Below are 20,435 nucleotides of genomic sequence, written 5' to 3'. Positions count from 1 at the left end.
TTACGCTATCCCCCGGTAATTGCTCCTGCATCCCTGCAGTCGTAACCCAACCTAATTTAAGACAAGGGTATCGGCTTTTCTGGCTTTGACGGGCCAAAGCCAACAATAAATTTAAGGCAGATGGGCACTCTGCCAATCAACATGAGGATTGAAATGGATAAACGTTTTATAGCAGAGTTACCTAAAACCGGCTTGGCGGGTTTAAAAGCCCATTGGCCTAGTGACCTGCAATCAGGCCTGTTGGTTTTCCTGATCGCTTTGCCTTTGTGTTTAGGCATATCGGTGGCTTCTGGTTTCCCGCCGTCAGCGGGCATTATCACGGCGGTTATCGGCGGCGTATTGGTGTCGCGGATTAGCGGTTCCTATTTGACCATCAACGGCCCGGCCGCCGGGCTGATCGTGGTGGTGTTGGCGGCGGTGCAGGCATTGGGCGAAGGCGATGCGTTGGCGGGTTACCGCTACACCTTGGCGGCCATTGTGGTGGCCAGTGTCTTGCAAGTGTTGATGGGCGTTTTTAAGCTAGGGCGCTTGAGCGCCTTTTTCCCCGCTTCAGTGGTCCACGGCATGTTGGCGGCGATTGGCTTGATCATCGTCATTACCCAAACCCATGTCATGCTAGGCGTTGCGCCGGAGCCCGGCAGCCTGTTTTCAAGCATCGCGCAAATCCCGCATAGCCTGTTGAACATGAACACCCAAACCGCCCTGATCAGTTTTTTAGGATTGGAAATACTGATAGTTTGGCCTTTGCTCAACACTAAAATTCCGGCGTCCGTCATGGTGGTGCTGGTGGGGATGCTCTTTGCGTGGCATTTCGGGCTTGATCAGCAAACAACCCTGGCGGGCACGGGTTATTTGGTGGCCATCCCTGACGATTTTTTGACCAGTTTCTGTTTCCCCGATTTTTCCAAAATAACCACGGTGGCTTTTTGGGAAGCGGTGCTGGGCATCAGCTTGGTCGGCAGCCTTGAAAGCTTGCTGAGCGCGGCGGCGGTTGACAAACTGGACCCTTATAAACGTACCTCTGATCTTGACCGGGATTTGACCGCCGTCGGGATAGGCAATGTGGTCTGCGGTTTGCTGGGCGGCTTGCCGATGATTGCCGAAATTGTCCGTAGTTCGGCGAATATTAACCATGGTGCAAAAACGGCCTGGGCCAACTTCTTCCATGGCTTGTTGCTATTGTTGTTTGTCGTGCTGTTTACAGGCCTGATACAACGTATCCCCTTGGCTTCACTGGCAACCCTCTTGGTGTACACCGGTTACCGCTTGGCTTCGCCCAAGGCCTTCGCCAGGGTAGGGGATATAGGCAAAGAACAGTTGGCCATGTTTGTGGTCACCATTGCCGGTGTGTTGGCCGTCGATTTGTTGTTCGGGGTCGCTTTAGGGATTGTCGCCAAGTTGGTGATTAGTTTGGTGAGGGGAGTGTGGCCGGGCAATTTGTTCAAGATCCATTTCACTATCGGGCCCAAAGCGGACGGTACCATCGTGGTCAAACTTTTGGGGTCTGCGCTTTTCTCAAATTTCCTGCCTTTGAAACAGTCGCTTGCCACCCTTGAACAGGGCAAGACGGTGGTTTTCGATTTCTCTGACGGTTATCTGATCGACCATACCGTCATGGAGTTTATCCATGATTTTAAGTTGAATTACGAAGCGCAAGGCGGGCAATGCCAAAAAATAGGCCAAGCGATGGAGACCTTTTCCGACCATGCGCTGGCGGCGCGGTTAATGACGGCGGATGACCGGAAATGATTTGATGGCCTGGGGTTAACTCCAATGCCGTTAACCCAACTTACCTAAAGGGCTATTCGCCGTAGGCCACAACTTCGCGTAAGACCGCTGTCGCATAACTCCCGGCCGGCAGGCTAAAGTTGAGTTCCAACACCTCGCCAGTGACAAATGACCATTGCAAATCAAACACATTGGCCCGCAAGGCACGGCGGTTCCGGTCAACGCCAGCGGCGGCCAAGCCAGCGGCCAGGGCAGGGTAGGTGGCGATAATGTCTTGTTCCAGTTGCCATGCGTCATCCGCTACATCGGCGTTGCCTTTGCCCCATAACACGCCACTAGGATGGATGTCCCCGATGTTTAGGCGGCGGGTGATGCCATCATCGGCTTGTGCGGATTTGAAGCAGCTATTGGTGCGGTCAAGGACGTAGGTGTCGCCGTTTAAGGCCCGGTTCCAGTTTTGCTGTTGGACGCGCCGGGCGAGCAGTTGGTTGAACAGGAAGGAGCGGGCGGCGGAAAGGTACAGGCTGCGTTGTTCGCGTCCGGTTTTTGCGCCTTCGAACATCGCCAAGGCTTTGTTGACGTTTTGCCCCTGGTGGCCGAAGCGTTGTTCGCCATAATAATTCGGGATGCCGTGGCTTTTGATTTGCTCCAGTTGCCGGGTGAGTGTGCCAATATCGCCTTGCCAATCCCGCACCGTGATCTGGAAGTGGTTGCCCGCCAACACGCCGCGTTTGAGTTTCCGCGCATGGCGGATGGTGTGCAAGACATGCAGTTGCCCCGAATTAAGCAAGGCCCAGTCCGGTCCGTTTCCGGGTTTGCCTGGCAGCCAGACACTAAACCATTGCCGCGTGACGGCATGGCGGTCTTTGAGCCCGGCATAACCGATATCACGTTGCCGGACGTTGGCGTGCCTCGCCAACAGCCTGGCGATGTATTCGGTGTTCTCGCCGATTTTTTCGATGTACAGGAACACATGTTCGCCGTCGCCTGAAGGCTCGAAGGCGAGTTGTTCGGTGACGATAAAGTCTTCGGGTTGGGCGCGGAGGGTTCCGGTGCTGGCGGGTTGGCCATAGGCGTAAGGCCAGCGGGGGATTTCGATCATGGGCATTAAGGTTGGTTTGTAGGTTGGGGGAATAGGCTTTGCAGGTTTCTTGTGCCCTGATTTTTTTTGCTAATGGTCCTGCGGCAAATCCAACCGGCATCATTCGGGTGGCAATCAAGCATTGCTTTCCCGGAAGCCTATAATGTTAGCGGGTGAAGCCGCATAATATCACCAGTTGTCGCCTTGCCGTTTTTTTCTGCCATCCGTGACCGTTTGACGTATATCGGTACAACAAAAGGCGCCGATGGCATAACAGTCACTATTAAAAATTTTGTGGCACCACTTAAATAAGCCGAAAATATGAGCGTTCAGAGTACACGCATGTGTCAATGTGGTTTTGATGATTTACGAGGGTGCCAATGGCTTTAATTGATATATTCCCTTGGAATGACAATTTCAATACGGGCTTGCAGAAAGTGGACGAACAACACCGGAAGCTAGTCCAATTATTGAATTTGCTGGCAAGCCATGTCGCTTTCAAGGCCGATATTCCTTCGATCGACGCCATTTTTGAGCAACTCGCCGACTACGCCGTTTATCACTTCCAAACCGAAGAATCCATTTGGCATCAGTATCTTCCCGATGACCCTTTGGAGGCCGCGCATAAGTCCGTCCACGACAGTTTTATAGAAACCGTATCCAAACTGAAAGCGGAAGAAACCACCAAACCCAGGGATGAGGTGATCGAAGAAGTCCTGGCTTTCCTCACCAATTGGTTAGCTTCACATATCCTCGAAAACGACCGCTATTTGGCTCAGGTGGTGCTGGCCAGGCAATCGGGCATGCCGCTGGAGCTTGCCAAACAGCACGCCAAGGAGCAGATGGGCGGCTTAACGAAGGTGTTGATCAGCATCATCCTTTCCGCGTATGAAACCGTCACGACCAATACCCTAAACCTGATGCGCGAACTGGCGCGGCGGGGGCGTGAAGAGGATGCGCTGCGCCGTAAGCAGGAACTGCTGCTGTTGCTGCTGGACACCAGCCCGATTGCCATCCGCATTGGCACCTTATCCGGAGATAAGGTGTTATTTGCCAATGCCCGCTATGCGGAACTGGTCAACGCGGAAATCAACCAAGTGATCGGTGCCCATCCGAAGCAGTTTTACGCCCATCCGCAAGATTACGACGATGTCCTTGACCAAATCAGCCAGGGCAAGGCCGTCACCGACAAGCTGGTTGAGCTATCGGTCTCTGGGGCGGGGACGGTTTGGACTCTCGCCACCTATTTGAAAATCGATTATGAAAACGGGCCGGCCGTGCTGGGCTGGTTCTATGACGTGAGCCGTATCCGGGAGACGGAAGCCTCGCTCACAGAAGCCTACAACTTGCTTAAGGCCATCATTGACACCGTGCCCATGCGTATTTTCTGGAAAGATAAGGACTTGCGTTATTTGGGGTGTAATCCCGTTTTTGCCCACGATGCGGGCGAAGCATCTCCAGAGGATGTGATCGGCAAAGACGATTACCAATTGGGATGGAAAGCGCAGGCGGTGTTTTACCGCACCGATGACCGTCAGGTGATGGATACGGGCATCCCCAAGCTGTTCTATGCCGAACCCCAGACCAAGCCGGACGGCGGCACCCTTTGGCTAAGGACGTCTAAAGTCCCGTTGCGCAACGCCAATAACGAAACGGTGGGGGTGCTGGGGGTCTACCAAGACATTACCGAACAAAAGCTGATGGAGGATGTGCTGAGGAAGCTGTCCCTGGCGGTGGAGCAAAGCCCCAGCTCCATCGTGATCACCGACCTTGATGCCCGCATTGAATTTGTCAATGAAGCCTTCGTTAGGGAAACAGGTTACAGCCGCGCCGAGGCGATCGGACAAAACCCAAGGCTATTGCAATCCGGTAAAACTCCCCGGAAAACCTACGACGAGATGTGGGAGGTGTTGGGCCGCGACAAAAGCTGGGAAGGTGAATTCGTCAATAAACGCAAAGATGGTAGCGAGTATACCGAAATGGCGTTGATTTCGCCGGTACACCAGCCAGACGGGCGTGCCACCCATTATCTGGCCATTAAAGAGGATATTACCGAACGCAAAATCCTTGAGCGCCAACTGGCAGACCAGCTCGTGTTCACCCAAGCGGTGATAGATGCCGAAGTGGATGGCGTGGCCGTCTGCCATAGTATTGCCGAAGCTCCCTATACCCGCTTTACGGTCTGGAACCGGAGCATGGAAACGCTCACTGGTTTTACTTTAGAGGAGATTAACCGCCTGGGCTGGTACCAGAGCGTTTATATTGACCCGGAAGTCCAAGACCAGGCCAGGCAGCGCATGGAGCGTATGCGCCAAGGTGACCACATCCGTGGGGAAGAATGGGTTATCACCCGGAAAAATGGCGAGAAACGGGTCGCCCAAATCTTCACAACCATTTGTGCCCATGATGCCCAAGGGCACCATGTGCTGGCGGTCATGCATGACATTACCGAGCGCAAGCAAGCGGAAACCGCCCTGCATGACTCGAACCAGCAATTATTTTCATTGCTCAATTCCATGGCGGAAGGGGCTTATGGTGTCGATACCCAGGGCAATTGCCGGTTTGTGAACCGTTCATTCTTACGGATTTTGGGTTATGAAAGCGCTGACGAGGTCATTGGCACGCATATCCATGAACTGATCCACCATTCGCATCCCGACGGCAGCCCTTATCCCGCCGCAGAATGCCGTATGTACGCCGCCTATCGCTGCAATGAAGAAATTTATGTGGCGGACGAAGTGTTCTGGCGTAAGGACGGTACCGCCGTACCCGTGGAATATTGGTCGCAGCCCATCATCACCGATGGCGTCATGACGGGGGCGATAGCCACTTTCGTTGATATTACCGGGCGCAAGCAAATTGAGGCCAAGCTCATCGAGAACGAATCGCGGCTACGGGCCATCATTGATAACGAACCCGAGTGTATCAAAATCATCGATGCCCAAGGCTATGTGGTGATGATGAACCCGGCAGGATTGGACATGATTGAGGCGGACACGCTAGGGCAGGTCATCGGCAAGCCAGTGCTTAATATGATCGCCCCTAAATACCGTCAGGCCTATGCAGAATTGCAGCAGCGTGTGCTGGCGGGCGAGGCCATGCAAATTCAATATGAAATCTTAGGGTTTAAAGGCGCTTGCCGATGGCTGGAGACCCATGCCGTGCCGATGAAAGAAGCCAATGGCAATGTCATGCTGCTCGCCGTCACCCGTGATATTTCCGAACGCAAGAAAGCGGAACAGCAGCTCCGTATCGCCGCCATCGTCTTTGAGTCACAGGAAGGCATGATGGTCACCGATGCCGACAACGTTATCCTTCAAGTGAACAAGGCATTTACGGACATTACGGGGTATAGTGCGGAAGAAATCGTCGGTAAAGACCCGCGCATCCTCCACTCTGGCAGGGAAGGCCAGGAATTTTTTACCGCTATGTGGGAAAGCGTCCATGAGACAGGGGCTTGGCATGGTGAAATCTGGAACCGCCGCAAAAATGGGGAAATTTATCCCCAATACCTCACCATCACTGCGGTAAAAGACCAGGAAGGGGTTGTCACCCATCATGTCGGCACGCTGACCGACATCACCTTAAGGAAGTCCGCCGAGGAAAAAATTGAACGCCTGGCATTCTACGACCCGCTGACCAACTTACCGAACCGGCGGCTGTTGCAAGACCGTCTGAAATCGGCCTTGGCTTCCAGTTTCCGTCATGGCCGCAAGGGGGCTTTGCTGTTTATCGACTTGGACAATTTTAAAACCCTCAATGATACCTTAGGCCATGACATGGGGGATTTGCTGTTGCAGCAGGTTGCCGAGCGCCTGGTCTTATGTGTCCGTGAAGTGGATACGGTGGCCCGCCTGGGGGGGGATGAGTTTGTGGTGATGCTGGAAGAGTTGGGCAGCTCGCCCACCGAAGCGGCGAAGCAGGCCGAAACCATAGGCAATAAAATTCTTGCCACCATCAACCAACCTTTCAAGCTCGTTGCCCATAGTTACCATAGCACACCCAGTATTGGCATCACCTTGTTCAACGGCCACGACCATTCTGTGGATGATTTGTTGAAACAGGCGGACATCGCCATGTACCAGGCCAAAATGTCAGGCCGCAACGCCCTACGTTTTTTTGACCAGCGGATGCAAGATACCATCACCCGTCGGGTCTTGATGGAAGAGGATTTAAGGAAGGCCCTGGCGGACGGGCAGTTTGAGTTACATTACCAGATCCAAGTGGATGGTTCCTGGAACCCGATGGGGGCGGAGGCATTGATACGCTGGTCACATCCTAAACTGGGTTTGGTGCCGCCCGCCGAATTCCTCCCCTTGGCGGAGGAGACTGGCTTGATCCTGCCGATTGGGCAATGGGTGCTGGAAAGCGTATGCGCCCAGCTGAAGGCGTGGCAACAAGCCCCCCCCACACGCGGCCTCGGGCTGTCATTGAACATCAGCGCCAAACAATTTTTTCAAGAGGATTTTGTCCTGCGGGTACAGGCGGCCATAGCATTTTATGGCGTTGACCCGAAATTGCTCAAGCTGGAACTGACCGAGGGCATGTTGCTGGAGAATATCGAAGAGACCATCGCCACTATGAACACCTTAGGGGACATGGGCATCCAATTCTCGCTGGACGATTTCGGCACTGGTTATTCGTCGCTGCAATACCTAAAAAAATTGCCGATAAACCAGCTCAAGATTGACCAGTCGTTCGTGCAGGACATTAGCATCAACAACAACGATAAAGTCATTGTGCGCACCATCATCGCCATGGCAAGCAATATGGATGTCGGGGTCATTGCCGAAGGGGTGGAAACGGAAGGGCAACGGCAGTTCCTTTTTGAAAATGGCTGCCTACATTATCAAGGCTATCTGTTTGGCAAACCATTACCGATTGCACAGTTTGAGCGCTTGGTCGGGGAGTGGGGGAGCTATAAAAAATAGCTTGCCCTCACGTTATATTTTCAAAATGGCCAAATGACGGACAGCAACCTCAATGCCATCAATACGGTGGCCAAAACCCGGTGGGCCTTAATAGGCGGTATCCGGGCGTTTTTAAGCAACACTAACCAAGCGGCGGCATAATGAAAAACAATCATCATCTCAAGGCACCAGACCTAGAAAAACTAAATCCGGGCACGCCCCTGCTGGACGAAGACACTGATTTTCAGATTGTCGCCGAAGATGCGCCAGTGATGTTGTGGTTGACCAATGCCGAAGGCAAGGTTGTCTTCACCAATTTAAAGTGGAAAAAATTCGTAGGGGCCACTACGGACGGCAATTTAAGCGGTAATGCCTGGCTGATGGCCTTGCATCCGGATGAACGGGAAAATTGCCTGGCGATTTTTAATGACGCCTTTGTTTCCCATCAACCCTTCGAAATGGAATACCGGTTACGCCGTTTTGATGGCCAATACCGTTATATCCTTGACACGGGCGAACCTTACATTAACAAAGAAGGCAAGTTTTCCGGCTATATCGGTTCTTCCGCAGACATCACCGAGCGCAAAAACTACGAAAATAAGTTACGCCATTCGCAAATGGAACTGACCCAGCACAACCGCGAAATGGCGCTGATCAACGAGCTTAACTCGTATTTGCAAGTGTGCCGCTCGCTGCAAGAAACCCATGCGATTGTCCATTATTACGCAAAACAGATATTTACTGACCAGAGCGGCGCGTTGTACCTGTTTGACGAAAACCATGGCATGGTGGAAGCCGTGGCCATGTGGGGCGATAAAAGTTTTTTCTCTGCGCCGGTCATTTCCCCGGATGACTGTTGGGCCTTGCGCCAAGGCCGCTTGCATGTCGTTGAAGAACCGGGCAATGCCATCCGCTGTAGCCATATTGACGGACAGGCCGTGCAAGGGTATGTCTGCGCGCCTGCCATCGCCCAAGGCGAGATGATCGGCTTCCTCTGCGTGACGTTGGGGGATGGCGGTGATGAAAAACATCCGGCATGGGCCTCGGTGGAATCCAGGACCCGCTTGATTTCCCTGGCGGCCGATAACCTGGCGATGGCCCTGGTCAGCCTGAAATTGCGCGAAGCGCTCCGTAACCGCTCCTTACATGACCCCATGACCCAGCTGTTTAACAGGCGTTATCTGGATGATACGCTGATCCATGAATTGGCCAATTGCCAACGGTTAAACAGGCCATTGGGCGTGATCATGATTGATATTGACCATTTCAAAAGCTATAACGACACCCATGGGCATGATGCGGGTGATTATGTGCTCATCGAAATCGCCGAGCTTATGCGTTCCAAATTGAGGGAAGGCGATGTTGCCTGCCGCTATGGCGGCGAAGAACTGGTCATGATCATTCTGGGTGCGAGCAAGCAGATAACGCTTGATAGGGCGGAAATGGTGCGGGATGCCATAGAAAAGCACGGGTTCATTTTCAAGGGTAAAAATTTGGCGGGGGTCACCGCTTCTTTGGGTGTCGCCGCATTTCCCGAAGATGGCAATACCGCCGCAGGCTTGCTGAAGGCTGCCGACACCGCGCTTTACCAGGCTAAAGAATCGGGCCGTAACCAAGTGGTTGCCAGCTCAAGGGGTGCCTAGGCATAGGCCATCTTTAAAAATGGATATCCAACTATCAGTGCCAGGGCAAGCGCATATACATACAACAGGGCAGGACGGGGTTTCAAACCCAATGCCGTTAAGTTAAGGATTTTTCCGTTCGTCCTGAGCCCGTCGAAGGAAGAATGGAAAAATCCGACGCCCCTAAGTTAAGCCGTTCATGCTTCGACAGGCTCAGCATGAACGGCTTAACTTAACGGCATTGGTTTCAAACCCCATACCGCGTTAGCATGACCCAGATTTGAAGAGGGCCAACGTAGGCGGATTAGGCTTTGTTTGTATTCCCCTACTAATGTTAGGATAACCCCATACAACAGTTAGGATTTGACATGAGTGAGTTGCAGACAAAAAACGGGTTGGTGGCGCGTATCACCGAATACCAGATCCCCCCGTTCCGCGATGCCCTGGTGCTGGGGCGTGAGGCTTCCATTGGTTGCCACGCGGTACGGCGGGCCCTGTCGTTGTTGGTTAAAACGCCTTTTACCCATATCGAACTCGATGATGAGGTCATCGGCGATATCCTGATCCGTGAAAACCTGTTGAGGCGCATGCCGCAGGAGCAGGTGGTCGCCTTCGTGCTGGAGCACATCAAACCGATGATGGGGTCGGAAGAAGTGTTGCAGGTCGACCTCGATATCGAGGTAACCATGATCGTCCCAACGTTATGAAGCGTCTGACTGCCGCCGATTGCCTGTGGCCACGCGTAAAGAAGGTGCTGGAAGAAGAACGCCACACGCATGAGGCGGAGGGCACGTTGTTTGCGGTCTTTGCGGATTCGCTGGAGGGGACTTTTTGTGGCCTGGCCAGCGAGCGCGACATCGCCGCCCATCCCCACTGGATATTCGCCGATTTGGTCGAGCATCGCCCGTTGTTCCATATTAGCCCGAAGACGTCCATTTCGACTTGCCTGGGGCTGATCAAGAAAAGCCAGTTGGAAGGCTTGCCGGTGGTCGACGAAGCAGGCCGTTTTGTGGGTGCCGTAACCCAAAGCAGCCTGCTGCGTGGCTTGCTCAAACAGGAACGCGAATTGCTGCGGCAAACCCGATATTATTTCCGTTTGGTCGAGGATGAACGCCGTAAACTCGAGCGTTGGTCAACCCGTCTCACCGAATTGCACGAAGCTTCGCGGGCTTTGCTCACCGTCCTGGCGCACACCTCCTTGGAAAAGGATTTGTTACAGATTGCCATTGAGGCGCTGGCTAAATTGCTGGAGGCACGTTACGGGGCTATCGGCCTTCTCGATAAAGAAGGGGGGCTGGCGGATTTTGTCACCGTCGGCATCAGCGCCGAGGAAGCCGTACTGATCGGCGACAAACCGAGCGGGAGCGGGCTGTTAGGTGTGGTGATCCGGGAGGATACCGCAATCCGTTTGGAGGATATGGCGGCGCATCCACAATCTGCCGGCTTCCCGCCCCATCACCCGCTGATGAAATCACTGCTCGCCGTACCCATCTCGCATGCCACCCATGTGTATGGGCGCATTTACCTGTGTGACAAGTGGAACGGCGAAGCGTTTACGGCGGAGGACGAGTTGCTGGCGATGAGTTTCGCCAATTCGCTCTCGCTGGTGCTGGACAACGCCCGCGAGATGGAAGAGATCCTCAAGGTGCAGACCAGCCTCGACCATTTGGCCCACCATGACGCGCTCACCGGACTGCCTAACCGGCTGCTGGCTAGTGACCGGCTGACCCTGGCGTTGGCCCATGCCCAACGTCAGGGCGGCCGGGTCGCCGTGCTCTTCATCGACCTCGACAATTTCAAGCAAACCAACGATTCTTTTGGCCATTCGGTCGGGGACCGGTTATTAAAAATAGTGGCCGGACGTTTGTCGGGCTGCACCCGTGCAGGCGATAGTTTGGCGCGGCTCTCCGGTGACGAATTCCTCCTCATGCTGCCCGATGTCAGCGATATCCAGGATGCGGCGACGGTGGCCCAAAAGATATTGGCGACCCTCGCGCCGTCGTGCCACATAGAGAATTACGAAATATTCATGAGCGCCAGCATCGGTATCAGCCTCTTTCCCGATGACGCCGTCAATGTGGAAGACCTGCTACGCTTTGCCGACACCGCGATGTTCCATGTCAAGCAGGGCGGCCGTAACAGCTACCAATTTTTCACCGAAACGATGAATGAACGGATCCGCCAGTATACCCGGATAGAAAACGCGTTGCGCCATGCTATCGGGCGGGATGAACTGGAATTGCATTACCAACCACAGGTGGAGGTGGAAAGCGGCCGCATCATTGGCATGGAGGCGTTGTTGCGTTGGCATAACCCGGAACTGGGGCCCATCTCGCCGGCTGAGTTTATCCCTATTGCCGAAGATGCCGGGCTGATCGGGGACATTGGCGAATGGGTGTTGCTGACGGCCTGTTCGCAGGGCAAACGATGGGCCGATATGGGCTTTGATGGCTTGCGTCTGGCGGTCAATGTTTCCGCTTTCCAGTTCCGGAAAAAAGATTTTGCCGTGGCTGTGCGGCAGATCTTGGCGGCAAGCGGCATACCGCCCGGTATGCTGGAACTGGAAATCACCGAGAGCGCCATGATGGACAAGATAGATGAAGTCATTGCCGCCCTGGACGAGCTGTATACGCTGGACATCGGTATATCCATTGATGATTTCGGCACTGGCTATTCATCGCTTAGCCGCCTGAAAAAACTTCCCATTAGCGTGTTAAAGATCGACCGGTCTTTTGTTAACGACGTGACCATTAACACCGATGACGCGGCCATCGCCATTGCCATCATCACGTTGGGGCATAGTTTGCGTTTGCGGGTGATTGCCGAAGGCGTGGAGACCCAAGACCAGCTGGCTTTTTTGGTGCGGCATGGTTGCGATGAAATCCAGGGCTATCTGTTCAGTAAGCCCGTGCCCGTGGACGAGTTCACCGCATTGTTGCATGAAGGCCGCCAGTTGCATTGAGCGCAGCTTGGGTTAAGCCATGGCCGCCTTGCTGCCCCGGTGGAATATATTTAGGCTTCAGCCAATTAAAACAATAAATGATTTATACAATAGGAGCTTAGCCATGGCATTTAACAGTCCGCCCCCTGAAGGGCAAACGCTTTTTGCCGACAGCACTATTCTGATTGTTGATGACCAACCTGAAAACCTGACTGTCATTAGTGAATTGTTGCGCCCGTTTTACCGGGTCAGGGCCGCCAATTCCGGGGCGGCCGCACTTCGGGTGGCCGCTACCGCCCCCCGTCCGGACCTGATCCTGCTAGATGTCATGATGCCGGATATGGACGGTTATAAGGTGCTCGAGCGGCTGAAAGAAAATCCGGCCACCGCCAGTGTCCCGGTCATTTTCGTCACGGCTTTGGGCGCGGAACAAGATGAGGAACGGGGGTTTGAACTGGGTGCGGTGGACTATATCACCAAACCTATCAAGCCCATTGTGTTGCTGGCACGGGTGCGTACCCGGCTGGAGCTCAAACACGCCCGCGACTGGCTGGCTGACCAGAACGCTTTTCTGGAAGCCGAAATCACCCGGCGGATGCATGATAATTTGCTGATCCAGGATGCCAGTTTATGTGCGTTGGCAGGGCTGGCGGAAACGCGCGACAGCGATACCGGCAACCATATCTTGCGTACCCAAACCTATGTCAATATCTTAGGCAAGCAATTGCAGCAAAGCCACGGGCGCTATGCGCAGGAACTGACAGACGCCCGTTTGGCGATGATTGTCAATGCCGCGCCTTTGCATGATCTCGGTAAGATCGGCATCCCTGACCATATCCTGCTCAAACCGGGCAAGCACACCCCGGAAGAGTTTGAGATCATGAAGACCCATGCCCGGCTGGGCGGCGAAGCTATCGGAACAGCGATCCAACGGGCCCTTAAACATCATGGGTTGCTACAGGATAGCGCTTGCCTGCCCGCCCTGAATTTCCTTTATGTGGCCCAGGAAATCGCCAATTGCCATCATGAAAAATGGGATGGCTCTGGCTACCCCGAACACTTGGCAGGCGAGGCCATCCCGATCTCCGCCCGCCTGATGGCGTTGGCCGATGTTTTTGATGCTTTGGTCTCCGTGCGCGTCTACAAACCGGCAATGCCTTTTGCCGAGGCACGCGACATCATCATTGCCGGGCGGGGCAGGCATTTTGACCCCGATGTGGTCGACGCGTTTATTGCCCGTTACCCGGAGTTTATCGAAATTGCCCAGCGTTATAAGGACGATACCGTTAATGGATAAGCATCCGGGACTGGTCCGACTCGCCCTACGCCTGATCGGGCATGGGGTATTGCTGGCCTGTTTCCTGTTGACAGGTGGCTGTAGCCCATCGGATGAAGAAAGCTATCAGCCACAGTACGGGGACCGGCCAATGCAGGCGGCATCCAAACCCAATTATCTGGTGGGTATCCATCCCTTACATAATCCGGTGCGCTTGTTTGAAGTCTACGGCCCCTTGGTTGACCGGCTTAACGCGTTGGTCCAAAACGCGCATTTTACCTTGGAAGCGTCGCGCAATTACGGGGAATACGAGAACAAACTCTATGCCCGCCATTTCGATCTGGCCTTGCCTAATCCTTACCAAACCATTAACGCGCTAGGACATGGCTACCGTGTGTTTGGGAAAATGGCCGATGACGGGAATTTTCGCGGCATCTTGCTGGTGCGCAAAGACAGCGGCATACATGATGTGACTGACCTGAAAGGCAAAGCGGTGAGCTTTCCGGCAGACACCGCACTGGCGGCCACGATGCTGCCACAACAATATCTCCATGATCATGGTGTGCCGATAACGGCGTACGAGCCCCGCTATGTCGGCTCCCAGGAATCATCGATCATGAACGTCTACCTCGGCAATACCGCCGCCGGCGCCACTTGGCCGCCACCTTGGCAGGCCTTCCAGCAAGACCAACCCGAACAAGCCGCACAATTGACCGTACAGTGGCTGACCCCATCGCTTCCCAATAATGGCCTGATTGCACGCGATGATTTCCCGCCGATAGTGCTCAAACAAGCCGCCGATGTTTTATTTGACCTGCAAAACAGCAAGGAAGGTAGGGAAATATTGGCCCGTATCCCATTGTCACGTTTTGAGGAGGCAACCACAAAAACCTATGATCCGGTGCGTTTGTTTGTTGCGCATTTTGATAAGACCGTGCGCCATTTACAGGAGTAGCAAGCATGTTTGGCTGTTTTCGGCGTTTCCGTAACATGTCTATCCGGTACCAGTTGATCAGTATCATTGCCTCGGCAATGCTTTTGCTGGTTTTGCCAATACTGGTTGGCCTGACCGTCAGGCAACAAGCTTTTTTGTACCAGCAAAACCGTGAAGCCGCCATGACGCTGGCGGAGACCATGGCGGTCAGTAGTGGCCCGTGGATGATGGCCAATGATGTCGTCGGGCTTCAGGAAATCATCCAGTCCGTAGCGCATGGGGCGGGCATTAACTATGCGATGCTGGTTGCGCCTGACGGCAGGGTCTTGGCGCACAGCCAACCTGAGCATATCGGCCAATACCTTCAGGATGCGGTTAGCCGGAGTTTGCAGACGGTAGCGTTGCAATCTGTCGTCCTGACCGAAAATAAGTTAGCCGTCGATGTGGCGGCTCCGGTCATGACCGGAAAACGTCTGTTGGGTTGGGCACGGATTAGCATGGGCCGTGGTCATTTGATCACTGTCATCCATCAGATGATCTATGAAGTGGTCTTGTTTATGCTGTTGGCCATTATCCTGATCTTAGCCACGGTTGATGTTGTCGTAACCGCGATGACCCGCGGTTTAAATCGGCTATTGGAGGGGGTGACACGGGTGGCGGAAGGGCGGCGCGAGTTCCGGCTGGCATTCAAGTACAACGATGAAATTGGCCGCCTGGCGGAGCATTTCAATCACATGGTCGCCACGCTGGAACAGAACGAGGCCGGGCGCGAACAGGCCGTGCAGCAGTTACGTGCGGCCTCGTTGTATGCCCGCAGCCTGATCGAAGCCAGCCTGGATCCTTTGGCCACCATCAATGAGGCGGGTAAAGTCACCGATGTCAATAAGGCGACCGAGCAGGTGACGGGATTGTCCCGCGACCAATTGATAGGCAGTGACTTTTCCGTTTATTTCACGGAACCCGAACAAGCGCATGTAGGCTTTAGCCAAGTGTTAGGGCAAGGCTTTGTGACGGATTATCCCTTGGCCATCCGGCATGTCTCGGGGCAAATCACTGACGTGCTGTATAACGCCAGCGTTTACCGGGATGCCGAAAACAACGTGGCCGGCGTGTTCGCCGCCGCCCGTGACATTACCGAACGGAAACGCAATGAAGCACAGTTGCGCAAATTGTCCCAGGCCGTGGAGCAAAGCCCGGAAAGCATTGTGATCACCAACCTCGACGCCCAAATTGAATATGTCAACCAGGCATTTACGAAGGTGACCGGGTATTCCTTAGCCGAAGCGGCCTACCAAAATCCGCGTATCCTGCAATCCGGCTTAACATCGAAGGAAACCTACGACGAGTTGTGGGCGACTTTAAAGCGGGGGGAGCTATGGAGCGGAGAACTGTGCAATAAACGTAAAAATGGCGAAATCTATTTTGAGTTTGCCCGTATTGCCCCGATACACCAACCGGACGGCAGCATCAGCCATTATCTGGCGATCAAGGAAGACATTACCGAGAAAAAACGCTTAAGCGAGGAACTTGACAGTTACCGTGAACACCTGGAGGAGTTGGTCGAACAGCGGACACGGCAACTGGAATGGGCCAAACAGGAGGCCGAGCAGGCCAATCAGGCCAAGAGCGCGTTTCTGGCGAATATGAGCCATGAAATCAGGACGCCGATGAACGCCATAGTCGGTCTGGCCCATTTGCTCCAACGTGGCGCCCACGATGCCGGGCAACAGGATAAACTGCAAAAGATAACCGATTCCGCACAACACTTGTTGGCGATCATCAACGACATCCTCGACATAGCCAAAATTGAATCTGGCAAACTGACCTTGGAAGCCATCAATTTTGATCTGGAAACCATCCTCCAGAATGTTGCCGGTTTGGTCATGGAGAAGATAAAAGGGAAGGGCTTGGAGTTGGTCGTGGACACCGGGCCGATGCCGGTAGCCCAATTAAATGGCGACCAGACCCGCCTGACCCAGGCATTGCTGAATTATCTCAGCAATGCCGTGAAATTTACCCGGCATGGCAGCATTATTTTACGCACCCGTGTCCTTGAAGAAAGCCCCCATGAAGTGCTGATACGTTTTGAAGTCCAGGATACGGGTATCGGCATAGACCCTGAAGCTGTCCCCCGCTTGTTTGGGACTTTTGAGCAGGCGGATAGCTCGACAACCCGCCGTTATGGCGGTACGGGTTTGGGTTTGAGCATCACCAAAAGCCTGGCCAAACTGATGGGCGGGGAGGTTGGCGTGAGTAGCCAGCCACAATGCGGCAGCACCTTCTGGTTGACTGCGCGGTTCAGGAAATCCCTACAGACAGTCGTCCGGAAACCGTCATTGCACTTGGAAAACCAACGGGTATTGGTGGCTGACGATAGTCCCGATGCACGCATGATTTTGGCGTATATGTTCGAAGCTTTACAGCTACGGGTCACTACCGCCGATTCGGGTGTTGAGGCATTGGCGGCTATTAAGGATGCGGATGGCGCAGGCGAACCGTTCGATTTGGTGGTGCTGGATTGGCGCATGCCAGGCATGGATGGTATTGAGACGGCGCGGCAAATCCACGATATGCCCCTATCCCGTCAGCCCAAACGGCTGCTGGTGACCGCTTATGACGAACCTTCCCTGGTGGAAATTGCCAGGAACGCCGGATTCCATGCCATTCTGGTCAAGCCGGTCACGCCGTCTATCCTGTATGACACGATCACCCGCATCATATGCCCGCCCGTCGGGCCCGCGTCGGTACAGGCCGTATCGGATGCCGAAGCGGTCTTGATTCAGGATTATGCTGGCACGCGGCTATTGCTGTGTGAAGATAACCCGATTAACCAGGAAGTGGCCTTGGCCTTGTTGCAGGAAGCCGGTTTTGTGGCCGACCTGGCTGAAAACGGGGCCGTAGCGGTGGAAAAGGCCAGGCAGACCGCTTACGACCTAATTTTGATGGACGTGCAGATGCCGCTTATGGATGGCCTGGAGGCCACCCGTCTTATCCGGGGGATACCAGGACGTGAATCAGTGCCTATCTTGGCGATGACCGCCAATGTGTTCAGTGAAGACCGGCAACGTTGTCTGGATGCCGGCATGAATGACCACATCGCCAAGCCAGTTAACCCTGAAGCCTTGTTTGCGGCCTTGCTGAAATGGTTGCCCTATTTGGCGTTGGTGCGTCCCCAAGTAAATAAGGGCATTACCGTGGCGGATACCCATTTGCGCCGCTTGCTAAGCGCTATCCCTGGGCTGGATATTGAGTCAGGGTTGCAGCTGATGCGCTGGAACGAGGAAAAATATATCGCCTTATTGCAGATGTATTTAGGGCATCATGCCGATGACGTTAAGCGGTTGCGCCAAAGTTTGGATGCAGGCGATATGCAGCAGGCAAATTTGCTGGCGCACACGGTTAAAGGGGCGGCAGCGACGCTGGGCGCACATCGGGTGCAGCATGCCGCCGCCCAGTTGGAACAAGCCGTCCGCGAAAGCCTCGGCCGTGATGAAACCGATCATTGCCTTGCCTCGCTCGAGGTGGAACAAGAGCAATTCTTGGATGGTATCAGGGCCCTACCTATTGCCGCCGGGAGCGTGCCTATGGCGGTCAATTGGGATGATGTGCGTATGGCGCTGGATAAGCTTGAAGCCTTATTGGCGGTTAGTGATGTTGATGCCAGTGCGGTGATGCGCATGGCCGCACCATTGTTACATTCAGCCTTAGGGGAGCAGGCGGCCACCCTCCAAAAGCAAATTGAAAATTTTGATTACGAGCAGGCTTTGGACACGCTGCATAGCCTGGAAGCATGGGTTTCTTCTACGCTTGGCCCATAAGCGGCAATCCTCCTATTTGAAACCCGGTTGCCAATTAACAAATTGGCAGGCCTTGATCTTCGCCAATAAGCGTTGGAGACTGTGAAAGTATTGCAAAATGCTCTAGGAATTAATGATTGTCCACAAAAAACACGAAAAACACGAAACAATTAAATAATAACTTTCAATAAGTTATATTTGATCTGGTTTTACACTTTCGTGTTTTTTCGTGTTTTTCGTGGACATAAAATAATTCTTTCACAGTCTCGTTGGCGTCGTGCCACTATTTCCCCTGTATGATTACCAAGCCAACCGCCCTTCCATAAGCCCATGGTTTTGGCAACCTGCCCGAACTGCCCCAACAGTTCTGGTGTCCGGGCTATTTCCATTGGATTCGGTTTTTGTTGCCCGCCGTCCCGCTAGAAGCAAACTGCGGGTCAAAATCCCTTCATTGTCAAAACTAGCCACCCGCCAACGCAATTGTTGATTGGATGGCACAGGTTTTCCCATACGTTTCCATCCTTTGGGCTAGCAGTAACGCCCTGGTTTAAGAAGGTGTTTTAAAAGTTGCTACGCGGTCTGATTGCGGCGTTGCGCAGTGCCCGCTTTCCGCATGTATGTCCCAGTACACTCCGGTTTTTGCGCTCCGTGCGGAACCGCCCACGACGCTTTTAAAACACGTTCTAAGCCAATTTTGATGATGCTTGCCGAACACCCCCGGTTGTGCGAGTTATTCGGGTAAGGGTCATCGAAACCCGGTCTACAAGAAGGCGGTTTTCCCAAAAAATTCGTTTCAAGAACCGTACAAATTCCTTTGCGTGCTTAGGGTATCTTGGGGAAACGGATCATGATTCCCTAGCAAGGCGGTCAGGAACTACCGGTTATTTTGTGAACAGCTATCCATATTTCGGTTTTTTTTCCATTTTTATATAAAAACGAAAGAAAAAATAAAAGAACTAAATTATTAATAATCAGTTGATTGGGGTTACCCAAAGCAGTCAGTGTGGATTTTTCACTTTTTTTTAGGTAATAGTCATTTTTTTTAATGCCGATGCTTTGTTAAATTGCGCCCGCAAGTTTCTATATCAGAAATTATGAATTTCAACTTAACGACAATTAAGAGTATGAAAATAGTTTGCTGGAACTTAAAAAACATCGGCCAAACCAAATTAGGCAATGCTTTTACCAACACATTCACCCCCTATGGCCTAGGCAATAATGTGTTGGATTATATGATGAAATTAGTGATGGGCGATGCGGCATGGAGCAACTTATGGGGGTTGGCGGGCCTATCGAACAATCCGGCGGATATTTTCGTAATCATTGAGTTGAAAACGGGCGGGCATAATAAAAATCAGGCGGTCAGCGGGACTTGCCTCCCGACAATCACGGCAATCACCAATGCTATGAACCAAGTGGCTGTAACCCGAAATATCAACAACAACTACCAGTATTCTTTCGCCACCCCAAAGATAACCGGTAACCATGAAACGGTAGGCGTAATCTTCAACAACTTGGTTTTTAATGCCAACCCCGCCACAATCTCCCTTCGTGATAACAATAATGCCTACATCAACCCGCGGACACCATTTATGGCGTCATTAGTGGAAGGCACGACCACCACGAAAATTGTCGGGATCCATGCGCCGCCAGTAAAAGGTGGTGCCAATGTAAGGTATAGGCCGCCAATAGATTATGTTAGAAAGTTGGGCATTGTGGGTGAGCTGGACCCCACTGCGGCTGTAAGCCCGACGGATTATTTTATTATGGGGGATTTTAACTGTAACCCGGGTTCTAGTTACACCAACGGCTTTGGGGTGGCCGTTACCGGTTTTAACCAGTTACTGGCATGGAACTACAATTCGCTTATTCCCAATGGCACACTTAGCAGCGTCAGGACAAGGGTTGCCAATGTCAATCCCCAGCCTAGCAATTACCTTTCAGAGGCGTATGACAATTTGTTGTATAACTTTAGTGTCGCTCCTGGGGGCATTTCCGAGTATGTGCTTGATCTCATAGGCAATGCCAGGAATGTTTCCCAACCGCTTAATCCGGTGGCGCTGTATCCCAACAATCTGGTGGCGGTTTTGAACAATTACAACAAAGTAAGCGACCATCTACCGATGATAATCGAATATTAAGGACT

The 20,435-nt window shown here is 53.1% G+C and carries 10 protein-coding genes; 9 read left to right on the top strand and 1 reads right to left on the bottom strand.

The genetic code is table 11. The features are described from left to right. Positions 1-153: 153 nt before the first annotated feature. Positions 154-1,749 carry a SulP family inorganic anion transporter gene (locus METMI_RS0119880; protein ID WP_029151829.1) on the top strand — a complete coding sequence of 532 codons (1,596 nt, stop codon included), beginning with the start codon at positions 154-156 and terminating at the stop codon, positions 1,747-1,749. A 52-nt stretch (positions 1,750-1,801) separates the two neighbouring features. On the opposite strand, the gene truD is transcribed toward METMI_RS0119880, so the two are convergent. Continuing rightward, entirely contained in the window at positions 1,802-2,836 is a 1,035-nt protein-coding gene (gene truD, locus METMI_RS0119875; RefSeq protein ID WP_019868061.1) for a tRNA pseudouridine(13) synthase TruD, read from the bottom strand. Between the two features lie 353 nt (positions 2,837-3,189). Between truD and METMI_RS26495 the strand changes: the two genes are divergently transcribed. From METMI_RS26495 to METMI_RS0119825, 8 genes are all read left to right on the top strand, one after another. After that, positions 3,190-7,740: a bacteriohemerythrin gene (locus METMI_RS26495; RefSeq protein WP_019868060.1), complete on the top strand. Its 4,551-nt coding sequence runs from the start codon at positions 3,190-3,192 to the stop codon at positions 7,738-7,740. Between the two features lie 140 nt (positions 7,741-7,880). Then, positions 7,881-9,362 (top strand): sensor domain-containing diguanylate cyclase, encoded by a 1,482-nt coding sequence (locus METMI_RS24715; protein WP_019868058.1) that lies wholly within the window; start codon positions 7,881-7,883, stop codon positions 9,360-9,362. A gap of 347 nt (positions 9,363-9,709) precedes the next feature. Then, complete coding sequence (locus METMI_RS0119855) at positions 9,710-10,048, top strand: hypothetical protein (RefSeq protein WP_019868057.1); 339 nt, start codon at positions 9,710-9,712, stop codon at positions 10,046-10,048. Next, positions 10,045-12,303: an EAL domain-containing protein gene (locus METMI_RS0119850; RefSeq protein WP_019868056.1), complete on the top strand. Its 2,259-nt coding sequence runs from the start codon at positions 10,045-10,047 to the stop codon at positions 12,301-12,303. The genes METMI_RS0119855 and METMI_RS0119850 overlap by 4 nt, the downstream gene beginning before the upstream one ends. A gap of 103 nt (positions 12,304-12,406) precedes the next feature. Continuing rightward, positions 12,407-13,579 (top strand): response regulator, encoded by a 1,173-nt coding sequence (locus METMI_RS0119845; RefSeq protein WP_019868055.1) that lies wholly within the window; start codon positions 12,407-12,409, stop codon positions 13,577-13,579. Next, positions 13,572-14,513 carry a phosphate/phosphite/phosphonate ABC transporter substrate-binding protein gene (locus METMI_RS0119840; RefSeq protein WP_019868054.1) on the top strand — a complete coding sequence of 314 codons (942 nt, stop codon included), beginning with the start codon at positions 13,572-13,574 and terminating at the stop codon, positions 14,511-14,513. The genes METMI_RS0119845 and METMI_RS0119840 overlap by 8 nt, the downstream gene beginning before the upstream one ends. Positions 14,514-14,518: 5 nt before the next feature. Next, positions 14,519-18,310 carry a response regulator gene (locus tag METMI_RS24710; RefSeq protein WP_019868053.1) on the top strand — a complete coding sequence of 1,264 codons (3,792 nt, stop codon included), beginning with the start codon at positions 14,519-14,521 and terminating at the stop codon, positions 18,308-18,310. A 1,103-nt stretch (positions 18,311-19,413) separates the two neighbouring features. Further along, on the top strand, positions 19,414-20,430 hold the full coding sequence (locus tag METMI_RS0119825; protein ID WP_019868051.1) for an exonuclease/endonuclease/phosphatase family protein: 1,017 nt from the start codon (positions 19,414-19,416) through the stop codon (positions 20,428-20,430). Positions 20,431-20,435: the final 5 nt, after the last annotated feature.

The sequence above is a fragment of the Methylovulum miyakonense HT12 genome, from assembly GCF_000384075.1.
GTDB lineage: Bacteria > Pseudomonadota > Gammaproteobacteria > Methylococcales > Methylomonadaceae > Methylovulum > Methylovulum miyakonense.
This window is presented reverse-complemented; position numbering and strand designations above follow the sequence as displayed.